This window comes from Paenibacillus tarimensis (genome assembly GCF_021532315.1).
Classification (GTDB): domain Bacteria; phylum Bacillota; class Bacilli; order Paenibacillales; family Paenibacillaceae; genus Paenibacillus_I; species Paenibacillus_I tarimensis.
The window spans coordinates 381,276-401,109 of record NZ_JAKGAO010000007.1; the positions used below are offsets into that span (position 1 = coordinate 381,276).

Genomic DNA, 19,834 nt, shown 5'->3' on the forward strand with positions numbered 1-19,834 from the left:
TTCTCATACGAGGATACAGAGGGACAGCGGCTTACAGCTCCTCCAGAAGGTCAGAGGGGAGCAGAGAAGCAGCTGAGCGGCGGCCGGCGGCAGCACGGGCGCCTGCTTCACCATGCAGGTATACGCCAAGCGCCGCAGCAGGCCCCACGTCCATGCCGGCAGCCAGATAAGCGCCTATTATGCCGGAGAGCACATCGCCCATGCCGCCAGTCGCCATGCCCGGGTTGCCGGTTGAATTAATGTAGACTCGGCCTTCCGGTGATGCAATAACGGTCCGCGCTCCCTTGAGCACAACGGTAATGCCGTGCTGGCAGGCATAATTCTTCGCTGCTTCGATCCGGTCGCGCTGAATGTCGGAAGTGTCCACTCCGGCAAGACGTCCCATCTCGCCCGGATGAGGAGTGATGACGATGGGACCGGAACGAACAGGCCAAGTGAGCCTGCTGCCGGCGGCAAACCAGTTCAGCGCATCGGCATCGAGCAGAACAGGAAGCTCCTCAGGCAGCTCCCGCCACAGCCGTTCCAGCCACGAAGCCCCGTCACCGGCAGGTGCCGCACCAAGACCCGGACCAATGACGAGTGCATCCCGGTCTGCAGCAAGGCTCGCGAGGGCCCCCGGCTCTATATGCTGCCAATCACCGCTGCCATTATCATCAAGGGGCGCGAGCATCAGCTCAGGACGTATTCCTGTCAGGGGACCGGCCAGACTTCCGGGCACAGCCCATGTGACTAGTCCTGCGCCGGCTCTAAGTGCGGCGGTTGCGCTCAGCAGACCGGCACCGCTCATTGTCCTGCTTCCTGCCGCAATGAGAACATGGCCATAGGTACCCTTGTGTGTATCCTCTTCCCTCGGCAGACGGGGATCTGTACCAAGGCATCGACGAAACGTCTCTTCATTCAGATAACGAACGTTAATATCCCCCTGTTCAGCCAGAGAGGCTGGAATTCCGATAGGGACGACCCGGATCTCGCCGGCATAACGGGCTCCAGGGAATTGCACAAGCCCCCGCTTGAGAAAGCCGAATGAAACGGTAGCGGCAGCGCGTATGCATGGATCGTAGACTTGTCCGGTATCCGGATTAAGGCCGCTTGGTATGTCGGCAGCAATGATAGGCAGCCCGCTTGCATTGGCTGCCCGGATGAGCGTGGCATAGGGTTCACGGGGAGCGCCGCCTGTCCCTGTTCCAAGCAGCGCATCCACAATACAACCGGCCCCCGGCCAGTCCGGTTCACAGCTTGCCGCAAGGGTTCGTTCGGTGATGCCCAAGCGGCATATGATATCGCGCTGCAGAGCGGCGTCACCTATCATGTGATCCGGCGACTCGGCATACCATACCTCCACCTGCCAGCCGAGCTCGGTGAGATGCCGGGCAGCTACCAGGCCGTCGCCCCCGTTATTTCCCTTACCGGTCAGGATAACGATGTGCTTGGCGGTATCCATGCCTGAGTGGGCTGCATAAGAAGCCACCCTGTCTGCCAGCGCCTTCCCGGCATTTTCCATCAGCACGACAGAAGGTATGCCCAACGTCCCTATAGTCTCGGCATCAAGCCTGCGCATTTCAGCTGCGGTAACCACATACATTCCGATCAGCCCCTTTCAATTGGTGAGTGTCAGATTAGCAAGAGCAAAAGCAGCAATATTTATGCCACAGTCGTGCATGGAACCTCAATAAGCAAACGTATACAATAGAAGAAATGCCGGATCTGGGGCATTTACCCGGTCTACGCTTGTACATATTTTGTAACAGGATGGAAGAATTGACTCTGTATGCAACTATTTTACCGAAACTGCGGTATAACTGAAACGCCGCCGCGGACAAAAAGGAGAGATCTGTTGTGACGATTGTAAAGTTTCCTGACGATTTCATCTGGGGGGCGGCTACTGCTGCTTATCAAGTAGAGGGTGCTTATAAGGAAGACGGCAGGGGCATGTCTATCTGGGATACGTTCTCCCGGACCCCTGGCAAGGTATTCGAAGGGGATAACGGGGATGTCGCATGCGACATGTATCATCTGTACCCGGAAGATGTCAAACGGATGGCCGAAATGGGCATACGCTCCTACCGGTTCTCTGTGGCCTGGCCGCGCATCATCCCGGACGGCTCGGGAGCGGTTAACGAGAAAGGCCTGGCCTTCTATCATAATCTGGTGGATGAGCTGCATAAATACGGCATCGAGCCGATGCTTACCTTATATCACTGGGATCTGCCGCAGGCCCTGCAGGACCGGGGGGGCTGGCTGAATCGGGAGACAATCCATCATTTTGTCCGCTATGCGGAAACCGTGTTTAACTCGCTTCGCGGCAAGGTCCGTATGTGGGCGACATTCAACGAGCCTTGGTGTATTTCGTTTCTGTCGCATTACATTGGCGCACATGCCCCGGGTATGAGGGAGCTGCAGGCTGGTATTGATGTGGCGCATAACGTTCTTGTAGCACATGGCAAAACAGTTCAATTATTCCGGGAGCTGGGCATTGAAGGACAGATTGGAATAGCGCCGAATACGGAGTGGCATGAGCCGTACAGTGATAAGGAAGAAGATATTGATGCGGCATACCGGCGTTCCGGTTATCTGAATGAGTGGTTCCTTCGCCCGGTTATGACGGGTAAATATCCGGAGAAGCTGGTGGAGTGGTTTCGCGGCAAGGGAGCAGAGCTTAAGATCGAGGAAGGAGATATGGAGCTGATTGGCTCCAAGATCGATTTTCTTGGTATTAACTTTTATACAGGCGGCATAGGCCGTTATAATCCGGAGAGCGGAGACCTGTTCGATTACGAGGAAGTTCCAATGGGCTGGGACAAGACGGATATCGGCTGGAATATCTACCCGCAAGGTCTCTATAATGTGCTGACTTACATCAAGAGAGAGTTTGGTGACATCGCCCTGTATATTACGGAGAACGGTGCCTGCTATAACGACGAACCGTCCGCAGACGGTAAAGTTCATGATACCGGCAGAGTGGAATATTTGAGGAAGCATGTGCTGCAGGTTCATCGGGCAATCGAATCGGGTGTCAATGTTAAGGGCTATTATTGCTGGTCGTTAATGGACAACTTTGAGTGGGCTTACGGCTATTCGATGCGGTTTGGACTTATCTATGTCGATTATGAGACACAGGAGCGCATCCCTAAGGACAGCTACAGATGGTACCGCAGGCTGGCTCAGCTGAACTGGATGGATGTTTAGTCTATGACGCTGCGAATTGGTATTGTAGGGACAGGGTGGTTTGCGAGGATGCATGCGGACCTGCTCGAGGCGAGGGAGGATGTTCGGGTTACAGGCTTTTGCGGAACCTCTTTGGCAAAAGCAGAGGCGGCTGCGAAGCCTTACCGCTATGCATCAGGCTACAGCAGCCTGACAGCTATGCTTGATGACTGTAAGCCGGACGCGGTCTATATCTGTGTTCCCCCGTTCGCGCATGGCGAGATTGAGCACGAGCTTATCGCCCGGCGAGTTCCGTTTTTGGTGGAGAAACCGCTGGGTACAGGGGATCAGGAACCGCGTCGGATTGAGGCAGCTGTGAGAGAAGCCGGTCTGCTGACTTCCGTCGGCTATCATTTCCGGTACACGGACGCCGCTTCACGAGCACGTGATCTCCTCAAGGAACGCATTCCTGGTATGGCGCTCGGTTACTGGAACGGCGGGATGCCGGGGGTCGGATGGTGGCGCAGGCAGGAAGGGTCCGGCGGGCAATTTGTCGAGCAGACCACACATATCGTAGACCTTCTCCGATACTTGCTTGGTGAGGTAACAGAGGTATATGCTGCCTATGCACAGGCAGCCATGCATCAAATCCATGAAGGTGTAACCGTACCAGACGTTGGCACCGTTACGATGAAGCTGGCCTCTGGCCTGGTTGCGACCATTTCGAACACCTGTATGCTGCCTGTTGATCACATGACTGGACTGCATATTTACACTACCAGCGGTGTAATGGAGCTGAGTCACCATTCCCTCAAGGACCTGGAGGCAGGCCGGACGACGGAATACCGCAATATCTCGAATCCTTACGAGCGCGAGAATGAGGCCTTTCTCCATGCGGTCCGCACAGGAGACAGGTCCATGATTCTATCCGATTATTCCGATGCGCTGCGCACCCAGGGAATTACGGCTGCAGCTAATGAATCGGCCCGTACAGGCCAGCCAGTTGTGCTCCACCCCTGATAGGAAGCTCACAGAAGCAGCATAGGCTAGAGAATTTACGGCCAGACATGGCAAAAGGCTGTTCCCAGCGTCTTAAAAAAGACGGGAGGAACAGCCTTTTGTTCGTTTGTTTTAGTCATCAGCTGCTATGCAGCTTGCGTCATAATGAGCTTTTGCGGCCAAAGATAAGCGAAATGACAAACAGGATCAGGAAGATAAAGAAGAGTACTTTGGCAACAGAAGCTGCTGCGTCCACAATCCCGCCAAAGCCGAAGATCGCTGCTACTATTGCAATAACAAAGAATATTGCTGCCCATTTTAGCATGATAAACACCATCCTTACGTTTGGTTTGGGGCTGTTGTTCCTGCCCCGCTTGCTGCTTGATTAACCGCTGTGAAGCAGAGTGAAACAAGCAGACTAGAGCGTCCAATGGCTGAATAATGGTCTGCCGCATTACTGATTCACGGACGGATGGGAGGGGTAACTACGAATACAAGCAGCTTGACTAGCTGAGGTAAATCCGGTCAGTGACAGGCACGACGGTCGGAAAACACACAAGGGAGGCATTTTGAATATGGAGAGTATAGGATGGATGGAAATTGCAATGCTGATCATTGCCGTATCGGTTGCCGTATTGGTAGTATTCCTCGTCAAGGCGCTTCGTAAAGCAACAGATTCGCTGGACACTGCTAATGCGACGCTCACAGAAGCAAGAGATGCGATTAATATGTGGAAGAACGATGTTCAGGATCTCGTCGTCAGTGTGAAGGATTTGACCGATCAGGTCAACCGTCAGGTGGAAGCGGTCGACCCGCTTATGGCGTCTGTACGTGATATGGGCGAAGCTCTTCATGAGGTGACAACAACGGCGAAGGAAGCTTCCGTGACGTGGATGGATAAAGTGAAGGAACGGGCAGTCCGAGCCGGAAGTATGACGAAGAGCTCCTGGATGGATTGGGTGGAGATGGGTATTAAGGGATACCATGTGATCCGCAGCGCATCGAAAGTGCTCCGGACTGCGCCGCAAACCGCTGACGCGTTGAAGCAGCAGGATGTACAGCGTGATATCGATAATGTTAAGCGGGAAATTCAGAAGACGGAAAGGTTGCCAGGCCGCAGCAAAGCGGTTACGATATAGGGTAAGTAGAGCAATCGGTCTGATAACAGCCATGAGCTGTCGTCAGGCCGATTGAGATTAAACCTGAGACTTTTAAGGTTATGGAAATCAAGGAGATGGACCATGCGGATTATGATCGTCGACGACAACCCGATGAATGTGACAGTCGTACAAGAGATGCTAAAGAGGGCAGGTTATCGGGATGTACATTCCGCTCCTTCCGGCATGGAATTGTTTCGTCTGCTCGGTTTGAACGAAGAGGGCCAGGAAGCTGACTGGCAGCCTTCGGGCGATCCTGGTTATGATTTGATATTGCTGGATATGATGATGCCGCGAGTAGACGGAATTGCTGCCTGCCGGGCTATTAAGCAGATTGAACGGCTGAGGGACATTCCCATCATCATGGTCACGGCTATCGGAGATTCCAAGAAGCTGGCGGAAGCGCTGGATGCTGGAGCAATTGATTATGTGACCAAGCCAATCAACAAAATTGAGCTGCTGGCGCGGATTCGGGTTGCGCTGCGCTTGAAGGAAGAGAAGGATTGGCATAAAGAGAGGGATCGAAGGCTGAGAGAAGAGCTTCAGCTTGCACGCGAGGTGCAGACTGCCGCCCTCCCGCTGCCGATTATTTCGGATGACATTGAAATCGGTGCCCTGTATTGTCCTTCGGAGGAGCTGGCCGGGGACTTATATGCATGGTACCGGATTGATGAACACCGGTATGGGGTAGCTGTCATTGATGCGATGGGGCATGGTATATCCTCATCGCTTGTATGTATGTTTATCGCCTCCATCCTCAAGGATGCAATGGTACATATTGTAGACCCTAAGCATGTTATTGAGGAGCTCAATCGCAGAGCGCTTCAGCTGCAGTTTGCCGATCAGCTGATCCACTATTATTATACAGGCATCTATCTGCTGGTGGATTTGAAGCAAGGCAAGGTAGAGTATGTAAATGCGGGACATCCGCCTGGTTTGCTTATACGGCAGGATGGAACAACGGAGCGCCTGGAAGGCGGCTCCCCGGCGATCGGTTTGTTTGATGATATGGAAGTAACGAAGCAATCGGTGTCCATAGACGAAGGAGACAGGCTGCTACTTGTAACAGACGGGTTGATCGATGCGGTGGATGCGCCTGCGTTCGAGCAGCTGAATGGCTTGTTTACGCAGCTTCAGGAGCTCGGCAAGCAGCTGCCGCCACAGGAGTGGCGTACACCGCTGATGGAGGATAGTGCAGTGCTTGAGAGGCCGGACGACCGTTGTCTTGTTTGGATCGATATTAAGTCTAAGAATGGACAGTGATGACCTATATGTCATTGGCAAGGATAGCTGCTGGTCCATAGTATAATGGATATACAATAGAAACCTCTCTTTGTTTAGATGGCTGGTAGTACTTCCATTCTAATTAAAGACAGGTTTCTTTTGCTTTTCCAATTTGGGAGGGTAGATCAGAACGGAGCAGGTTGAATGATTCTTAAGCAGCGGCAGCAACAAGGGATTACCCCGTTGTTCCATCTTTGATGATGGTTAGGGCAACCCCTTGTCAAGTCATTATGTCGTCTTACGGGAGCGGCTCAGCGGAAGCTTGCCCGAATCGCTGTCTAAGCGACTTTCCCGGTTCAACGAAGCAGGTTCAGCTAGTCCCTCGGAGTATGCATGGTGTTCATACTTGACGGAAGGCTTCCGGTGCTTGCGGCTCGGTAACCCCTCTAGGGGGGGATGCGCCAATGATGCAGCAGCTGGACGCTTACCGGCCGGACCGGAATGAACAGCGGCCGGGGTGTTCAGCTCCCAGAGCCGCTGTTCCTTACCATCCGCTCCAACTGCCGGGACACGCCTGCCTTTCCCAGTTGTTTTAGCGCCAGCGGCTGCCTGAAGTTTCTTGCGGCGTCCGAGCAGAATGTCCCCTGTCCAGCCCTTGCGCCACAACCAGAGATAAATCACTAGCATAAGGGCCAGAATAGCACCGCACATAATCACGAAGCTCCACTTGCCGCTGCTCCATGGAAGCTTGTCTATGTTCATCCCCCAGAGCGCACCGACAATGGTAGCAGGCATGAACAAGACGGTAAAGATCGTTAAGGTTTTCATAATGTCATTACCGCGAAAGGAGGATATAGCCTCATCCATTGATATCAAGGTATCAATTTCATCCGCATAGTGGCTGATGACGCCTCCCAGACGTTCAAGACGGTAATGAAGCCGGAGGTAGCCGGGCATCTCAGGGAGAGAATTAAGAAAGGCTTCCTTAAGCGCTCCCTGGAGCTCCTTCACGGCGATATAGTGATGACTCCAGTGGAGCAGCTCGTAGCGTCTTGCGAAAATGGTTTCCATAAGATCCGACCGGTTGTAGGAACGCATAGATTCTTCGAGATGGCCGAGCCGTTTTTCAAATTTGTCCAGCCCGCTGTGGAAGGAGTCCAGCGTGGATGCGAGCATTATCGAGAACGCTTCAGGCGCATTATGGCAGCGTTCAAGCTTGTCCTCCCACGGCTGCTGCTGCAGGCGGATCGAGAACCGCAGATCGGTTTGCAGCGTAATGACCATCGAGCCGCTCAGCCAAAAGTGAAGAGGCATGACATCCTCATCATCATCGGACAGCTGAATCATCAGCGTGCCGTGCAGTACCGGATGAGCCTCTGCGTTTTCGGTAACGGTAATATGATTATCTGTCCGCGTAATGGCCGCATCCAGCCAGTCGGAGCAGAAGGGAAGCTTGCGCTTGACTTCAAGCAGGGCGCCGGGATCCGGAAAAAAACCTCCGGTTCCTTCACTTAACGCAGTGTCGGGCCGGGGAGCAGAGCGCTCATCCGGGCGCCCGCCTCTGCTCCCTGCAGCAGCGTCCGTCCGGGAGTGCGTAAGCATATGCCATTCCCAGCCTTCCCGGTAACGAAGCATACGATGAATCATGGATGACCTCCTACAGACCGGTAGCATGTATTGCTCCCATCATACTCTGAATGACCGCATCAATACAACTAAGGGGTGAGGAGGGAGCTTGTAACGGACTTCTATAAACCAAATAGACACGCTCCATACCGGTGACCGGCGGGCGTGTCTATCAGTAAGGGGCATAATTTGGATGATAACGTGTAGAATTCGTGTATCGATCACATGTCATATGCGTCGCTTGCTTCCTCGGTCAGAAGCTGCTTCAGCTTTTCAATGGCCCGCTTCTGAATGCGTGAAATACTCATCTGCGATACGCCAAGCTGATCGGCAATAGCCCGCTGAGGCAAGCCTTCTTCAAACACAAGCTCAAGCACCTGCTGCTCCTCTGGCTTTAGCTTGCTCATGGCAGCCTGCAGGTCCAGCTTCTTGTCCACGGTGTCGTAATCATCGGCAGGCGAGCCGATTAATTCGCCAAGTGTAGTGGTGCTCTCCTCCTCGGAGATCGGCGTATCCAGGGATACGTAATGGTACAGATCCCGTCCAGCCAGGATTTCCAGTGTTTCCTCATAGGAAAGATCTAGGTGAACTGATATTTCTTCAACATTCGGAGAACGCTCCAGCTTTACTGTAAGCTCGTCAATGGCCTGCTGAACGACGATTCCTTTTTCTTTGATGCGGCGCGGAACCTGAACGTACCACGATTTATCCCGCAGGTAATTTTTCATATGGCCGATAATACTCTTCATCGCATAGGGCTCAAACTGAACGCCGACTGAAGCGTCATATTGGGCAAACAGCCTTAGAAGCGCCATCTGTCCGACTTGGTATAAATCCTCGTATAAATCCGGCCGGTTTCTTGATATTTTGCCCGCTGCCATGCGTACCATCGGCTCATAATGCTCGATGAGTTGGGTCGCCGTTTCGTTAGTCGGATTGTTCTGGTACTCCAGAATAAGCGATGACGTCTCTAGCGGCGGTTGATTAGCAGGCTGTGTACTCATACCGTATCTTCACTCCTGACCAGGCGTTTGGTCAAGATAACTTCGGTACCTGCGTCACTATGCACCTCCACTTGATCCATTAACGCCTGCATGAGATACAAGCCCAGGCCTCCAGCTGTGAGCTGGTCAATGGACTTGCCGTGCATCGGGGATTTCTGCCTTGCTACTGCCAGAGCATCAAAGCTCTCTCCTTCATCCTTGACGACTATTGATAGTGCATCCTGTTTCTTGATGAAGCGGACTTCCATCCGCGGCTGCTCTTCCGGTGCCTGGGAGGTAGTCCCGGCCGGATGGTTGCCGTATGCGTGAAGAACTGCATTGTTGCATGCTTCGGACACTGCCACCTTCATGTCTTCAATCTCTTCATAAGAAAATCCCATCTTGGCTGCGATGCCGTACAATGTAACCCTGACGAGGTCCACATATTCGGCTGAGGCGGGCAACTGGAGTTTTATCAATTCATCGGTTGCTTTCATCTGATTCATCCTCGATCCTTTCTCGCCGTTATTGTTCCTGATTTTGTTTGGTAATAAAAGGGGTGATACCCGTCATATCAAACAGCTTGCGGATAGTAGGCGGGATCGCTTCAACGGTGAACGGTGCCTGATTGGCATGCCGCGCCTTAAGAACGGAAACCAAGATGCCAATACCCGTGCTGTCTATATATTTAAGGTCGCGCAAGTTCAAGGACAGCTCACGGTCCTTTAATTCTACGAGCGGAGCCATGGCCGCACGCATCTGCGTAGCCACCTCGAGATCAAGCTCTCCACTCACATACACAATGCACCGGCCTTCCTGCGTTTCGGTGCGTAGTTGAAATTTTTCGGGCTGCTTCATCTTTTCCTCTCCTGACCTAAAAATCTTCTATGTCTTGTCTCTGTTGATATTACTTCTATTCTACCTCACCATATCTCTAATTAACCAGTGCTGTCTCTGTTGAAACACAGCTGCAAGAATAGGAGTGAATCCGGGCCGTACACAGCCGGATTTGTTTGATCGGGAGTAGCGGCGGGTATTAGTGCCTAACGGCGCCAGTAAGGACAAGACAGCAATGAAGGGAGACGGGGTCAATGGTACAGAACCGTAATATTGAAGTGGAAGAGAGGCATACAGAGAAGAGGTCGGATTCCAGCTTGGTTGCATCGACCTTCATCAAGTATGCAGCATACATCGTTATCTTTTTTGGATTTTTATATTTTCTGGTACGGTATGTATTCCCAATGCTTTCGTAATCGAGTTACAGCCTGATTGCCCCGTATGTAATCGGGGCATACCAATTTGTAAAGGGAGGCGACTTGAGATGGCAAAGACCATTGGTATTTTTGCAAGGCAGGAGCAGGTCATTGAGGCAATTCAGGGTCTGGAGCGGGCCGGTTACAAGCCAGAGGAAATCAAGGTGTTGGCCAAGGACCACGACGGCTCGCGACTGGTCGAGTCGGAAACAGACGTGCACGTTGACGAATTGAACGATTTGACGGATGCACGCGGAGGCCGAAACGATGGGATCGGCGGCATTCTGCCTGCAGGCGCCGCCCCGGCTGCTGCTGCAGGCGGAGGTGGGGGATACACGGGAGGGACAGGGTATGCAAGCTATAATGGCGCGGCTTATCCTGCCGGAGTTCTCGCGTTCGGATCCTTTGCTAATGATGATGGCGGAATGAAGAGTGCGCTGGAGGACTTGGGGCTGGACAGTAAAGAAGCGAAGGTATGCCGGGATGCTATACGAGACGGGAAATTCGCTGTCGTGGCAGAGACGGATAACAGCTACGGAACGAATACCGACTCTGTATTCCGTAACCATGGCGCCAGCGAAGTCCTGTAACCAACAATTCCAGCCGCTTGGAGGCGGACGGAATAGGCTAGTAAACACGCCGCATGCAATCCCTGAACAGGAGGCATGCGGCGTGTTAGTTTATACATAGCTTTATACATAGCTAAATGTATAGCTGGAGATGAAATATGCGCAATTAAGGGACTTTCCCGCTCTTCCGTATCTCACCGGATATCGGGGAAAGTCCCTCTTGCGTATCGATTGATTCATCTCAACTTCTATCAGTCCTGTATGGGATCGGGTACAAGTCCAGCTTTGCGGAGTTCCTGGTTTGTCTCCACAAGCTCCATATCTTTGCCCAGCCGCTTCGCGTCCTGTTCATCCTGGACCATCGAGCCGTTCTCTGCCTGTTCGACAGACTTATGAGGACGGCCGGCTTGTCCGGAGGAAGGCTCGCTTCGCTCGCCTTGCGGGCGGATTTCATACAGCTCCATACCGGCTCTCTCCCTTTTGTTACAGACTGGTTGTCACCTGAGATGAAGAAGCAGTCGTTTGTGAGGTTTGTTTGGAAGCTTGGCCGCTGGATTTCTCAGCCTGGTCCACTACTTTATGGGCCTGCTCTTCCGCCATATTTGTCATGTCTTTCTCACGCGAGCTCATGGTATCCACCGTTCCTCTTACTTTATCAGCTACCATGGATACTGTTTCATGTGCTTTGTCCGCCATGTCGCCTGAGGATTCTCTGGTGGATTTCGCCATTTCCTGGAACTTGCCAGCGAGCATTTGAGCCTGTTCAGTTACCACCTTGCAAGCATCCTTGGCTGCTGAGGCCCACTCGGTTGCTTGTGTTCTTACGGTATCACATGTGTCACCGGCTTTCATCTTGAGCTCGCTGCGCAGCTCGCGTCCTGGCTTTGGTGCCAGCAGCAGTGCTGCGGTCGCCCCTACGATACCACCGATCAATGCGCCCTTCCACATACCGCTTGATTGCTGCATTTCGTTTGTCGCCATGTCCGGTCAACTCCTTTTATTTAAGTTAGTCATTGTTGATAAAACAGGCGTTGGAATAGTCCTGTTTTATCCCCTGCGGTGAAGCCGCCCTGCCTGCATTTGAGCGGCGGCTGTCATCCGTGTATGTCTCTTCTTAACCTTCTGCCGCTCGCTTGAAACCGGGGAAATGCCTTCAATAACGGGCTGTGGTATGCTGGATGAGCGGCTTGCCGCGAGGTTCCTGAAAGAGCAGCGGGGCCGTTCCGGGCATGTGAAACAGGCGGCTAGAGCTGCCTCATTTCCTCCCTGTACGAGGTGGGAGGCTGGCCGTAAATCCGCCGAAACTGCTTGGAAAAGTACAGCGGGTCCTGAAAGCCGACAGAGGCGGCGATCTGCTCGACTGTAAGCTCCTGGCGCTCGCGAAGCAGCCTTCTGGCCTTATCAATACGGAGTCTCAGCAGGAATGTGACCGGCGACATGCCGGTATGGCGCTTGAACGCTCTTGACAAGTAAGCGCGGTTAAAGCCGATCGTCTCTGCCATCCGTTCGATGGAGACGGGTTCGGCATATTGGGTGGATAAATAACGGATGACCTGCTGAACCAGTGCGCTGCCTTCCTCGCCGGCATAATCTGGCTGATCATCAGGCAGTCTGAGTGCTTCGCCTAGCTCTGCGAGTATAAGCTGAAGCAGTCCCTGGGCCTGAAGATGTGCAAAGGGCCCGCGCGAGCGGAATGTGTGGCGGATGCGTTTTATATAGGAAGCGATCCGGCGGTTATCTTGAGAATCAACAACCAGCCGTCCATTAGCAAGACCAACCGAGCTGACGAGCTCCGAACACCGGGACCCGGCGAACGCAACCCAGCGGTAACGCCAGGGCTCATCTTCATCTGCAGCATACTGGACGAGCTGCTCGGGTTCAATCAGGAAGGAATGGCCGGCATGAAGGGGGTATTGATTCCCTTGGACTGTAAATGTCCCTCTGCCCGACAAAATGTGGTGAAGGAGGTAAAAGTCATACACCTTAGGGCCGATACTGTGACCGGGCTTCGTCTGGCTTTCCCCGGTGAAGAGGACGTTGAAATCCCCATACTCAATGGAAACGGGGTTCGAAACGACCATATAACTATCCTGGGGGGTCATGGTATGCCACCTTTCTTCGTCCATATTAATTAACTAAATCTTATCATAATTAGACGGGGTCTTCGATAACGAACATTCGAATAAGTCACATAAGTCCATGTATGTTTCATATTGTGCCATTTCCTTCGCGCGGTCAGTGGTCTATACTTGAAACTAAGAAGACAATTCAACTTTACAATCCTAACTGCAAAGGAATGTGATGACGACAATGGCAGATTTACAACAATTGAAGCAGCGTTTCCTGGAAATTTACGGCGGCAGCGGTGAAGGCATTCATGTCTATCATGCGCCCGGCCGGGTCAATCTGATCGGCGAGCATACCGACTATAACGGAGGATATGTGTTCCCCGCTGCGCTTACATTCGGAACAACCCTTCTGATTAGGGCGCGTGAGGACAGTAAGCTGGGGCTAGCGACTACGAATTTTGATACGCATAAGGTGCTTGATATGAACCCGATTGTCTATGATGAAGCTGACGATTGGATGAATTATCCAAAGGGCATCGTTCATGAGCTGCAGCAGGAGGGCAAGACCTTCGAGCATGGATTCGATCTGCTGTATCACGGTGAAATCCCTAACGGGGCTGGCTTATCCTCCTCCGCTTCCATTGAGGTTGTGACGGCTTACGCGCTGCTCTCTCTTGGCGGATACGAGACGGATACGGTCAAAATCGCCCTTCTGTCCCAGAAATCGGAGAATGAATTCAATGGCGTCAAATGCGGGATTATGGACCAGTTTGCAGTAGCCAACGGCAAGAAGGATCATGCAATTCTGCTGATGTGCGATACGCTGGACTACGAGCATGTTCCATTCAAGAGCGGAGAGTACAAGCTGGTGATCGGCAACACGAACAAGCGAAGAGGGCTGGTGGACTCCAAATATAACGAGCGCCGCAGCCAATGCGAGCAGGCGGTTAAGGACCTGCAGAAGAAATTCCCGAACATGACTCTGCTGGGGCAGATCAGCCTCAGCGAGTACAACGAGAATGAGCATCTCATCGAAGATGAGACCGTCCGCAAGCGGGCGCGCCACGTAGTGGAGGAGATTGACCGTGTACTCCGCTCAATTGAAGTTCTGAAGGCCAATGATCTGCCGGCTTTCGGCGCTTTAATGAACGGCTCGCATGATTCGCTCCGCGATCTGTATGAAGTAACGGGCCATGAGCTGGATTCGATGGTTGCCGCAGCACGTGAGGTTAAAGGTGTGCTTGGCTCGCGGATGACAGGCGCCGGCTTCGGCGGCTGTACCGTGTCTCTGGTTCATCAAGACAGTGTAGAGCAATTCAAGGACGAAGTTGGACGCAAGTACACGGAAGCGACCGGGCTGACCGCAGATTTCTATGTCTGCAGCATTGGTAATGGTGTAGAGAAGCTGGCTTAGAACACATGAATAAGCGGGAGCTTCCCGCATAAGGGAGAGATTATACAATGGCGGTTTTGGTAACGGGCGGAGCCGGTTATATCGGTTCCCACGCAGTGGCGGCGCTTCTGGAGCGCGGAGAAGATATTGTTATAGTGGATAATCTGCAGCAGGGTCATAAGACAGCCGTTCTTGGCGGGAAGCTCTATGAAGGAGACCTGCGGGATGCGGCATTCCTGGACACGGTATTCAAGGAAAATGAGATCGACGCCGTGATTCACTTTGCCGCCAATTCGCTGGTCGGCGAGAGTATGAAGGACCCGGGCAAATACTACCACAACAATGTGTACGGTACCCTGTGCCTGCTGGAGAAGATGAACGAATACGGCGTGAAGCGGATTGTCTTCTCCTCGACGGCGGCTACTTACGGCGAGCCGGAGAATGTGCCGATCAGCGAACAGGACCGGACAATCCCCACCAACACCTACGGCGAAACAAAGCTGGCCATGGAGAAAATGATCCGCTGGTTCGACTCTGCTCACGACATCAAATACGTGTCGCTGCGCTACTTCAACGCCGCAGGAGCACATGCCAGCGGCAAGATTGGTGAGGACCATCAGCCTGAAACCCATCTGATTCCACTCGTGCTGCAGACGGCGCTCGGCCAGAGAACGCATATCTCAATCTTTGGCGACGACTACCCGACGCAGGACGGTACCTGCATTCGTGACTATATTCACGTCAGCGATCTGGCGGATGCGCATATCCTTGCCGTGCTTAAGCTGCGCAGCGGCGGAGAGAGCGCGGTGTATAACCTGGGCAATGGGCAAGGCTTCTCCGTGAAGGAGGTCATCGACATTGCGCGTAAGGTGACCGGCAAAGAAATACCGGCAGTTATGGAGCCGCGCCGGGCCGGCGATCCGGCTGTGCTGGTCGCATCCTCTGAGCGTGCAAGGCAGGAGCTCGGCTGGAAGCCATCTCGTGACAAGCTGGAGGATATTATCCGCAGCGCATGGGAATGGCACAGCAAACATCCGCAAGGCTACAACGACAAGTAAGCGGGGAGAGCTCGCCGGAGGGGCAGCGCTGGATGGCTGCCTTCTCCGGATAACCGCTTCAAAGAGGGGAGCAAGATGTGATGACACAATCAACGAACAAGCAGACCGTAACGCCAGAAGAAGCGCAGCAGCTGATTGAGCAGCTGGTCCGGTTCGCGCTGAATAATGGCATGATTGATCCGCTTGACGAGCCGTTCTCTCGTAATGCGCTGCTGGACCTGTTCGGTTTCCGGGAGCCTTATGAGGGCGAAGCTGCAGGGGATCTTCCTGAGAGCCCAGTACCTCTGCTGGAGGGGCTGCTCGATTATGGCTTTGCAATCGGTCTTATTCCCGATAATACCCTGACTTACCGCGATCTGCTCGATGCCAAGATTATGGGCATGCTGATGGCCCGCCCAGCGGAGACAGCTTCAGCCTTTTACCGTGTGGCTGATACCCAGGGCATTGATAAGGCGACGGAACGCTTCTATAAGCTGAATATAGACTCGAACTATATCCGGATGGACCGGATTTCGAAGAATCAGTACTGGAGGCAGCCCACAGAGTACGGCGAGCTTGAGATTACAGTTAACCTGTCCAAGCCGGAGAAGGATCCGAAGGAAATTGCCCTGCTGAAGACGCTTCCGCCCAGCCGGTATCCGAAATGCCTGCTGTGCGTGGATAATGTGGGCTACGCTGGACGCGCGGACCATCCGGCAAGACAGAATTTGCGGGTGATTCCTCTGAAGCTGCAGGGTGAACAGTGGTTTTTCCAGTATTCCCCTTATGTCTACTATAACGAACACAGTATCGTGTTTAAGGGAGAGCATGTCCCGATGCAGATCAGCGGGACAACCTTTGCCAGACTGCTGGACTTTGTGGATGCTTTCCCGCACTACTTTATTGGCTCGAACGCGGATCTGCCGATCGTGGGCGGTTCCATTCTGAACCACGATCACTTCCAGGCGGGCAAACACGTCTTTCCAATGGAGGTCGCTCCGGCGTTTGCTCTCTACAAGGATGAGCAGGAACCCGGGCTTACATTTAGTCTAGTAAGCTGGCCGCTCTCGGTTATCCGGGTCCAAGGAGCGGACAAGGAGCGAGTGCTGGCAGCCGGAGAGCGTATTCTGGCGGCTTGGCGCGGCTACAGTGATCCAGAAGCTGAGATTGCAGCAGCGACCGAGCAGCCGGATGGCAGTTCAGTGCCTCATAACACGATAACCCCGATTGCCCGCAAGAAGCCGGACGGACTGTATGAGCTGGATCTTGTACTGCGGAATAACCGGACCAGCGAGGAGCACCCGGATGGAATCTTTCACCCGCACAGCCATCTGCACCATATCAAGAAGGAGAACATCGGCCTGATTGAGGTTATGGGGCTTGCCGTTTTGCCCGGGAGGCTTAAATCGGAGATGGAGCAAATTGCAGCATACTTAACAGGGGAGCGGGCTTATCAGCCTGCTGAGCTAGAGGACACTGCCCACCCGCTTCATCAGCATGCAGCCTGGATTAATGCCATGACCGCTAAATATGGGACCAAGGTCGCAGCTGAAGAGGCGGAGCAGCTGATTAAGTCTGAAGTAGGAAAGAAATTTGCCGAGGTGCTGGCTGATGCAGGTGTGTTTAAACAAACAGATAGCGGCAGAGAAGCTTTTGCACGATTTGTAGGCAGTCTTGGTTATGTGTTAAAATAACAGTAATTTCGATTTAATTCGACAATCATCTAAAAGAAGGCTGAACCATTAGCCTTCTTTTTTATTTTTGCGAATTATATGGAAGGATTTTTAAATAAATAATCGAACAATACTATATACATTTGTTTAGAAAGGATGATCACATTGGCAACGCCAATTATGGCATTGGATGATTTTTTGAAGCTGACAGCCGACGAGCAGGTCGAGCAGCTGAAGAGGTATAAGGTGGATTATAACCTGAAGGACATTCGCGAGGCATGGGGATTTAAGCACTCTGCCCAGTATTACATGCTTCTTAAGAAGCTTCGGATATATGATCGCGTGGTTAATAAATCGGACAAGTTCTATCCCGATCAGCTGCTTGGAGAGCGCGGATCGGATCAGCGCAGTGTTGTGGCACTGCCTGTAGCCGAGCCGGCGAAACCGCGTGAGGATCATTTTGCCTACGAGCTTAACATCACCCTGCAGGGTGATGAGGTAGCTGGGAAGCTGGAGCGTATTGCCCAGTTTCTTAAGGGCGAGCAGAAGCGGGTATCGGTCAAGCTGCTGCTTGAAGTGCAGGAGCAGCATGAAGAGGAGTCCGGCGAGAAGGAAGCGGCAGCCGGATCAGCGTCCGAAGAAGAGCAGGCTCAATAAGGTTACCGGATAGACGTTCTGCATCTGTTCAGAACACAATGTGAAAATAAAAGGGCGTCCCGGCTCGTGGCCGGGAACGCCCTTTTGCTTGATGTATGCACGCCTAATTAGGATGGATTACTGGAGCGAAGCTTGCCAAGCTCGGATACAAGCGCTTCTACCTCACTGATGCTGAACTTGTCCTTGCTGGCCACTACCTCATACAGATCCTTGATGTCCTCATATTGGTCCAGATTGAAGTTGGAGGCCTGCATGGCTGCTCCGGAAGCCATTCTCAGCTTGTTCTTGATTTCCTCAATCATATACTTCACATTTTCTTGCGATGGCTGGCTCAAATCCGGCATTGCTGATCACCCTTTCCCTATTCCGGTACGTGTCCTGCTTTCGAGCTATTGTACCATGAATGCACTCTCGTGACAAAAAATTGAACAGGGGCGGTGTTATCCGATACAATAGAGGTACGAAGCTTGAAATAAGGGTGATTACCCGCTGGCGGGGTGTCGGCTGTCCAGGCGGTGTTAGGGAGAGGATCGCAGCTGTGAAGCATAAATCGCAGCATCCGGAAGGCTGCACTCAGCCTGTCCGGTCGGTAGTAAATACAGATGGATTGGCCGAATTCTTCCGCTCGGTGGCAGCGGAACATCCGGACCCGCATGCTATCTGCATGGTTTGTATCGGGACGGACCGTTCAACAGGAGATGCCTATGGGCCGCTGGTAGGCACTTACTTGACTGAGCTGGGGTGGCCTTGTGTTATTGGTACACTGCAGGAGCCCTATGACGCTGTAAGGCTGCAGGCGGGGGACTATGCCCTGCCAGCAGGCAGGCTGGTATTAGCGATAGACGCCTGCCTCGGCAAACCGGATTCAATCGGCTCCTATGTAGTCGGTGCGGGTCCGCTTCGGCCTGCAGAAGCGGTAGGAAGACCGTTCGTAGAAATAGGCGATTATAGTGTGGCTGGCGTAGTGAACCGGATGGGGATCAAGCCATACTGGATTCTGCAGGGCACCTCCCTGCACCTGGTTATGGAAATGGCCAAACAGACGGCAGCAGCTATCCGCCAAGCCTGGACGTCATCCGCTCTCCTGCCCGGCAGCGGGCTGTAACAGTATAAATAAATGAACCATCGCACATATATGGAAAATGAATCCATGAAATACCTAGTTATAACAGAAAGGGATGAACAGAATGAATGAACCGGTGACAGTCGCCAACCGCCAAGCCAGCTTGTCCGGCGGTATGGCAGCAGCATACTGGACTCAGGGAGAGAAGAGGACACCGGACGAGCCAGTCGTCCTCCTTCTGCACGGTTACTGCGGCAGCTCCGCTTACTGGAAGGATGTACTGCCGCTGCTTGAGCAGTCAGTTAAGGTTATCGCTCCAGACCTTCGGGGACATGGCTCCTCGTCGGCGACGGAAGAAGAAACTTATACAATGGAGTCCCTGGCAGATGATGTTGCCGGTTTGCTGGCCGAGATTGGAGAAAAGCAGGCTGTCGTCCTCGGCCATTCGCTGGGCGGCTATGTGGCATTGGCCTTTGCGGAGCGGCATCCGGAGATGCTGCATGCATTGGGGCTGGTTCACTCCACGCCGCTGCCTGATACAGCGGAAGGAAAAGAAAAGCGTGATAAGGCGGTTGAGATAATTAGGACAGAAGGTGTGGAAGCGTTCGTGGAGGGTCTCATCCCGAAGCTGTTTGCCCCTTCTCATTTGTCCGTTGTGGCTGACCGCGTCGAGCAGGCCAAAGCGATTGGCAGAGCGACGGACCCTCAAGCAGCTGCGGCGTGCGCCCTTGGTATGAAGGAACGTCCCGACCGGACAGAGGTGCTTCGCGGGCTGGATAAGCCGGTTCTTCTGCTAGCCGGAGATGAGGATCAGGTTATCGGCAGAGAGAGGACCTTTACAGCCGAGGGTCCTAATGTCGAACAGGTTCTGCTGAAGGACAGCGGGCACATGAGCATGGCAGAGCAGCCCGTGGAGTTGGCCGCGGCGCTTAATGCATTTATCAGCCGGGCGATCGGCCGTTGACAGGCAAGCTGTGCCGAAGGAGG

At 53.2% G+C, this 19,834-nt stretch carries 22 protein-coding genes; 12 read left to right on the forward strand and 10 right to left on the reverse strand.

Translation table 11 applies throughout. The features are described from left to right. Positions 1-31: 31 nt before the first annotated feature. Complete coding sequence (locus L1N82_RS08415) at positions 32-1,582, reverse strand: NAD(P)H-hydrate dehydratase (RefSeq protein WP_235286925.1); 1,551 nt, start codon at positions 1,580-1,582, stop codon at positions 32-34. A 254-nt stretch (positions 1,583-1,836) separates the two neighbouring features. Between L1N82_RS08415 and L1N82_RS08420 the strand changes: the two genes are divergently transcribed. Together L1N82_RS08420 and L1N82_RS08425 are read left to right on the forward strand one after the other, a co-directional pair. Further along, entirely contained in the window at positions 1,837-3,186 is a 1,350-nt protein-coding gene (locus tag L1N82_RS08420) for a GH1 family beta-glucosidase (protein WP_235286926.1), read from the forward strand. Between the two features lie 3 nt (positions 3,187-3,189). Next, a complete protein-coding gene (locus L1N82_RS08425; protein WP_235286927.1) occupies positions 3,190-4,164 on the forward strand; it encodes a Gfo/Idh/MocA family protein in 975 nt (324 codons plus the stop codon). A 139-nt stretch (positions 4,165-4,303) separates the two neighbouring features. Here L1N82_RS08425 and L1N82_RS08430 read toward each other — a convergent pair whose 3' ends face one another. Then, entirely contained in the window at positions 4,304-4,468 is a 165-nt protein-coding gene (locus L1N82_RS08430; RefSeq protein ID WP_235286928.1) for a DUF1328 domain-containing protein, read from the reverse strand. 250 nt (positions 4,469-4,718) lie between these two features. Here L1N82_RS08430 and L1N82_RS08435 point away from each other — a divergent pair, with 250 nt between their 5' ends. Further along, entirely contained in the window at positions 4,719-5,282 is a 564-nt protein-coding gene (locus L1N82_RS08435) for a DUF948 domain-containing protein (protein WP_235286929.1), read from the forward strand. A gap of 102 nt (positions 5,283-5,384) precedes the next feature. Then, on the forward strand, positions 5,385-6,563 hold the full coding sequence (locus L1N82_RS08440; protein ID WP_235286930.1) for a PP2C family protein-serine/threonine phosphatase: 1,179 nt from the start codon (positions 5,385-5,387) through the stop codon (positions 6,561-6,563). A gap of 249 nt (positions 6,564-6,812) precedes the next feature. Here L1N82_RS08440 and L1N82_RS08445 read toward each other — a convergent pair whose 3' ends face one another. The 4 genes from L1N82_RS08445 to L1N82_RS08460 all read right to left on the reverse strand — a co-directional run bounded on the left by L1N82_RS08445 (position 6,813) and on the right by L1N82_RS08460 (position 9,991). Continuing rightward, positions 6,813-8,171, reverse strand: coding sequence for a magnesium transporter CorA family protein (locus L1N82_RS08445; protein ID WP_235286931.1), 1,359 nt, complete (start codon positions 8,169-8,171; stop codon positions 6,813-6,815). Positions 8,172-8,371: 200 nt separating this feature from the next. Further along, positions 8,372-9,154 carry a sigma-70 family RNA polymerase sigma factor gene (locus L1N82_RS08450; protein ID WP_235286932.1) on the reverse strand — a complete coding sequence of 261 codons (783 nt, stop codon included), beginning with the start codon at positions 9,152-9,154 and terminating at the stop codon, positions 8,372-8,374. Beyond that, positions 9,151-9,630 carry an anti-sigma B factor RsbW gene (rsbW, locus tag L1N82_RS08455; RefSeq protein WP_235286933.1) on the reverse strand — a complete coding sequence of 160 codons (480 nt, stop codon included), beginning with the start codon at positions 9,628-9,630 and terminating at the stop codon, positions 9,151-9,153. Before rsbW ends, L1N82_RS08450 begins: the two co-directional genes overlap by 4 nt. A 28-nt stretch (positions 9,631-9,658) precedes the next feature. After that, positions 9,659-9,991, reverse strand: a complete 333-nt coding sequence (locus L1N82_RS08460; RefSeq protein ID WP_111147898.1) for an STAS domain-containing protein — start codon at positions 9,989-9,991, stop codon at positions 9,659-9,661. Between the two features lie 233 nt (positions 9,992-10,224). Here L1N82_RS08460 and L1N82_RS08465 point away from each other — a divergent pair, with 233 nt between their 5' ends. Next, positions 10,225-10,386, forward strand: a complete 162-nt coding sequence (locus tag L1N82_RS08465; RefSeq protein WP_235286934.1) for a hypothetical protein — start codon at positions 10,225-10,227, stop codon at positions 10,384-10,386. Positions 10,387-10,454: 68 nt separating this feature from the next. After that, positions 10,455-10,976 (forward strand): general stress protein, encoded by a 522-nt coding sequence (locus tag L1N82_RS08470; RefSeq protein WP_235286935.1) that lies wholly within the window; start codon positions 10,455-10,457, stop codon positions 10,974-10,976. A gap of 230 nt (positions 10,977-11,206) precedes the next feature. Here the strand turns inward: L1N82_RS08470 and L1N82_RS08475 are convergent, their stop codons facing one another. From L1N82_RS08475 to L1N82_RS08485, 3 genes are all read right to left on the reverse strand, one after another. Continuing rightward, a complete protein-coding gene (locus L1N82_RS08475) occupies positions 11,207-11,419 on the reverse strand; it encodes a hypothetical protein (protein WP_235286936.1) in 213 nt (70 codons plus the stop codon). Positions 11,420-11,438: 19 nt separating this feature from the next. Further along, a complete protein-coding gene (locus tag L1N82_RS08480) occupies positions 11,439-11,936 on the reverse strand; it encodes a YtxH domain-containing protein (protein WP_235286937.1) in 498 nt (165 codons plus the stop codon). 263 nt (positions 11,937-12,199) lie between these two features. Next, on the reverse strand, positions 12,200-13,057 hold the full coding sequence (locus L1N82_RS08485; RefSeq protein WP_235286938.1) for an AraC family transcriptional regulator: 858 nt from the start codon (positions 13,055-13,057) through the stop codon (positions 12,200-12,202). Between the two features lie 208 nt (positions 13,058-13,265). Here L1N82_RS08485 and L1N82_RS08490 point away from each other — a divergent pair, with 208 nt between their 5' ends. From L1N82_RS08490 to L1N82_RS08505, 4 genes are all read left to right on the forward strand, one after another. Beyond that, entirely contained in the window at positions 13,266-14,438 is a 1,173-nt protein-coding gene (locus tag L1N82_RS08490) for a galactokinase (protein ID WP_235286939.1), read from the forward strand. Positions 14,439-14,485: 47 nt separating this feature from the next. Continuing rightward, complete coding sequence (gene galE, locus L1N82_RS08495) at positions 14,486-15,475, forward strand: UDP-glucose 4-epimerase GalE (RefSeq protein ID WP_235286940.1); 990 nt, start codon at positions 14,486-14,488, stop codon at positions 15,473-15,475. Between the two features lie 80 nt (positions 15,476-15,555). After that, positions 15,556-17,148 carry a UDP-glucose--hexose-1-phosphate uridylyltransferase gene (locus tag L1N82_RS08500; protein ID WP_235286941.1) on the forward strand — a complete coding sequence of 531 codons (1,593 nt, stop codon included), beginning with the start codon at positions 15,556-15,558 and terminating at the stop codon, positions 17,146-17,148. A 159-nt stretch (positions 17,149-17,307) separates the two neighbouring features. Further along, positions 17,308-17,784 carry a hypothetical protein gene (locus L1N82_RS08505; protein WP_235286942.1) on the forward strand — a complete coding sequence of 159 codons (477 nt, stop codon included), beginning with the start codon at positions 17,308-17,310 and terminating at the stop codon, positions 17,782-17,784. Positions 17,785-17,891: 107 nt separating this feature from the next. On the opposite strand, the gene L1N82_RS08510 is transcribed toward L1N82_RS08505, so the two are convergent. Beyond that, complete coding sequence (locus L1N82_RS08510) at positions 17,892-18,128, reverse strand: DUF1128 domain-containing protein (protein WP_235286943.1); 237 nt, start codon at positions 18,126-18,128, stop codon at positions 17,892-17,894. A 194-nt stretch (positions 18,129-18,322) separates the two neighbouring features. Here L1N82_RS08510 and yyaC point away from each other — a divergent pair, with 194 nt between their 5' ends. Both yyaC and L1N82_RS08520 read left to right on the forward strand, forming a co-directional pair. Then, on the forward strand, positions 18,323-18,889 hold the full coding sequence (gene yyaC / locus L1N82_RS08515) for a spore protease YyaC (protein WP_235286944.1): 567 nt from the start codon (positions 18,323-18,325) through the stop codon (positions 18,887-18,889). A gap of 82 nt (positions 18,890-18,971) precedes the next feature. Beyond that, on the forward strand, positions 18,972-19,811 hold the full coding sequence (locus L1N82_RS08520) for an alpha/beta fold hydrolase (RefSeq protein ID WP_235286945.1): 840 nt from the start codon (positions 18,972-18,974) through the stop codon (positions 19,809-19,811). The last annotated feature ends 23 nt before the right edge of the window (positions 19,812-19,834 follow it).

Coding starts and splice junctions, on each gene's coding strand:
- L1N82_RS08415 (WP_235286925.1), bottom strand. CDS start 1,582: ATGTATGTGGTTACCGCAGCTGAAATGCGCAGGCTTGATGCCGAGACT.
- L1N82_RS08425 (WP_235286927.1), top strand. CDS start 3,190: ATGACGCTGCGAATTGGTATTGTAGGGACAGGGTGGTTTGCGAGGATG.
- L1N82_RS08430 (WP_235286928.1), bottom strand. CDS start 4,468: ATGCTAAAATGGGCAGCAATATTCTTTGTTATTGCAATAGTAGCAGCG.
- L1N82_RS08435 (WP_235286929.1), top strand. CDS start 4,719: ATGGAGAGTATAGGATGGATGGAAATTGCAATGCTGATCATTGCCGTA.
- L1N82_RS08440 (WP_235286930.1), top strand. CDS start 5,385: ATGCGGATTATGATCGTCGACGACAACCCGATGAATGTGACAGTCGTA.
- L1N82_RS08445 (WP_235286931.1), bottom strand. CDS start 8,171: ATGATTCATCGTATGCTTCGTTACCGGGAAGGCTGGGAATGGCATATG.
- L1N82_RS08450 (WP_235286932.1), bottom strand. CDS start 9,154: ATGAGTACACAGCCTGCTAATCAACCGCCGCTAGAGACGTCATCGCTT.
- rsbW (WP_235286933.1), bottom strand. CDS start 9,630: ATGAAAGCAACCGATGAATTGATAAAACTCCAGTTGCCCGCCTCAGCC.
- L1N82_RS08460 (WP_111147898.1), bottom strand. CDS start 9,991: ATGAAGCAGCCCGAAAAATTTCAACTACGCACCGAAACGCAGGAAGGC.
- L1N82_RS08465 (WP_235286934.1), top strand. CDS start 10,225: ATGGTACAGAACCGTAATATTGAAGTGGAAGAGAGGCATACAGAGAAG.
- L1N82_RS08470 (WP_235286935.1), top strand. CDS start 10,455: ATGGCAAAGACCATTGGTATTTTTGCAAGGCAGGAGCAGGTCATTGAG.
- L1N82_RS08475 (WP_235286936.1), bottom strand. CDS start 11,419: ATGGAGCTGTATGAAATCCGCCCGCAAGGCGAGCGAAGCGAGCCTTCC.
- L1N82_RS08480 (WP_235286937.1), bottom strand. CDS start 11,936: ATGGCGACAAACGAAATGCAGCAATCAAGCGGTATGTGGAAGGGCGCA.
- L1N82_RS08485 (WP_235286938.1), bottom strand. CDS start 13,057: ATGACCCCCCAGGATAGTTATATGGTCGTTTCGAACCCCGTTTCCATT.
- L1N82_RS08490 (WP_235286939.1), top strand. CDS start 13,266: ATGGCAGATTTACAACAATTGAAGCAGCGTTTCCTGGAAATTTACGGC.
- galE (WP_235286940.1), top strand. CDS start 14,486: ATGGCGGTTTTGGTAACGGGCGGAGCCGGTTATATCGGTTCCCACGCA.
- L1N82_RS08500 (WP_235286941.1), top strand. CDS start 15,556: ATGACACAATCAACGAACAAGCAGACCGTAACGCCAGAAGAAGCGCAG.
- L1N82_RS08505 (WP_235286942.1), top strand. CDS start 17,308: ATGGCATTGGATGATTTTTTGAAGCTGACAGCCGACGAGCAGGTCGAG.
- L1N82_RS08510 (WP_235286943.1), bottom strand. CDS start 18,128: ATGCCGGATTTGAGCCAGCCATCGCAAGAAAATGTGAAGTATATGATT.
- L1N82_RS08520 (WP_235286945.1), top strand. CDS start 18,972: ATGAATGAACCGGTGACAGTCGCCAACCGCCAAGCCAGCTTGTCCGGC.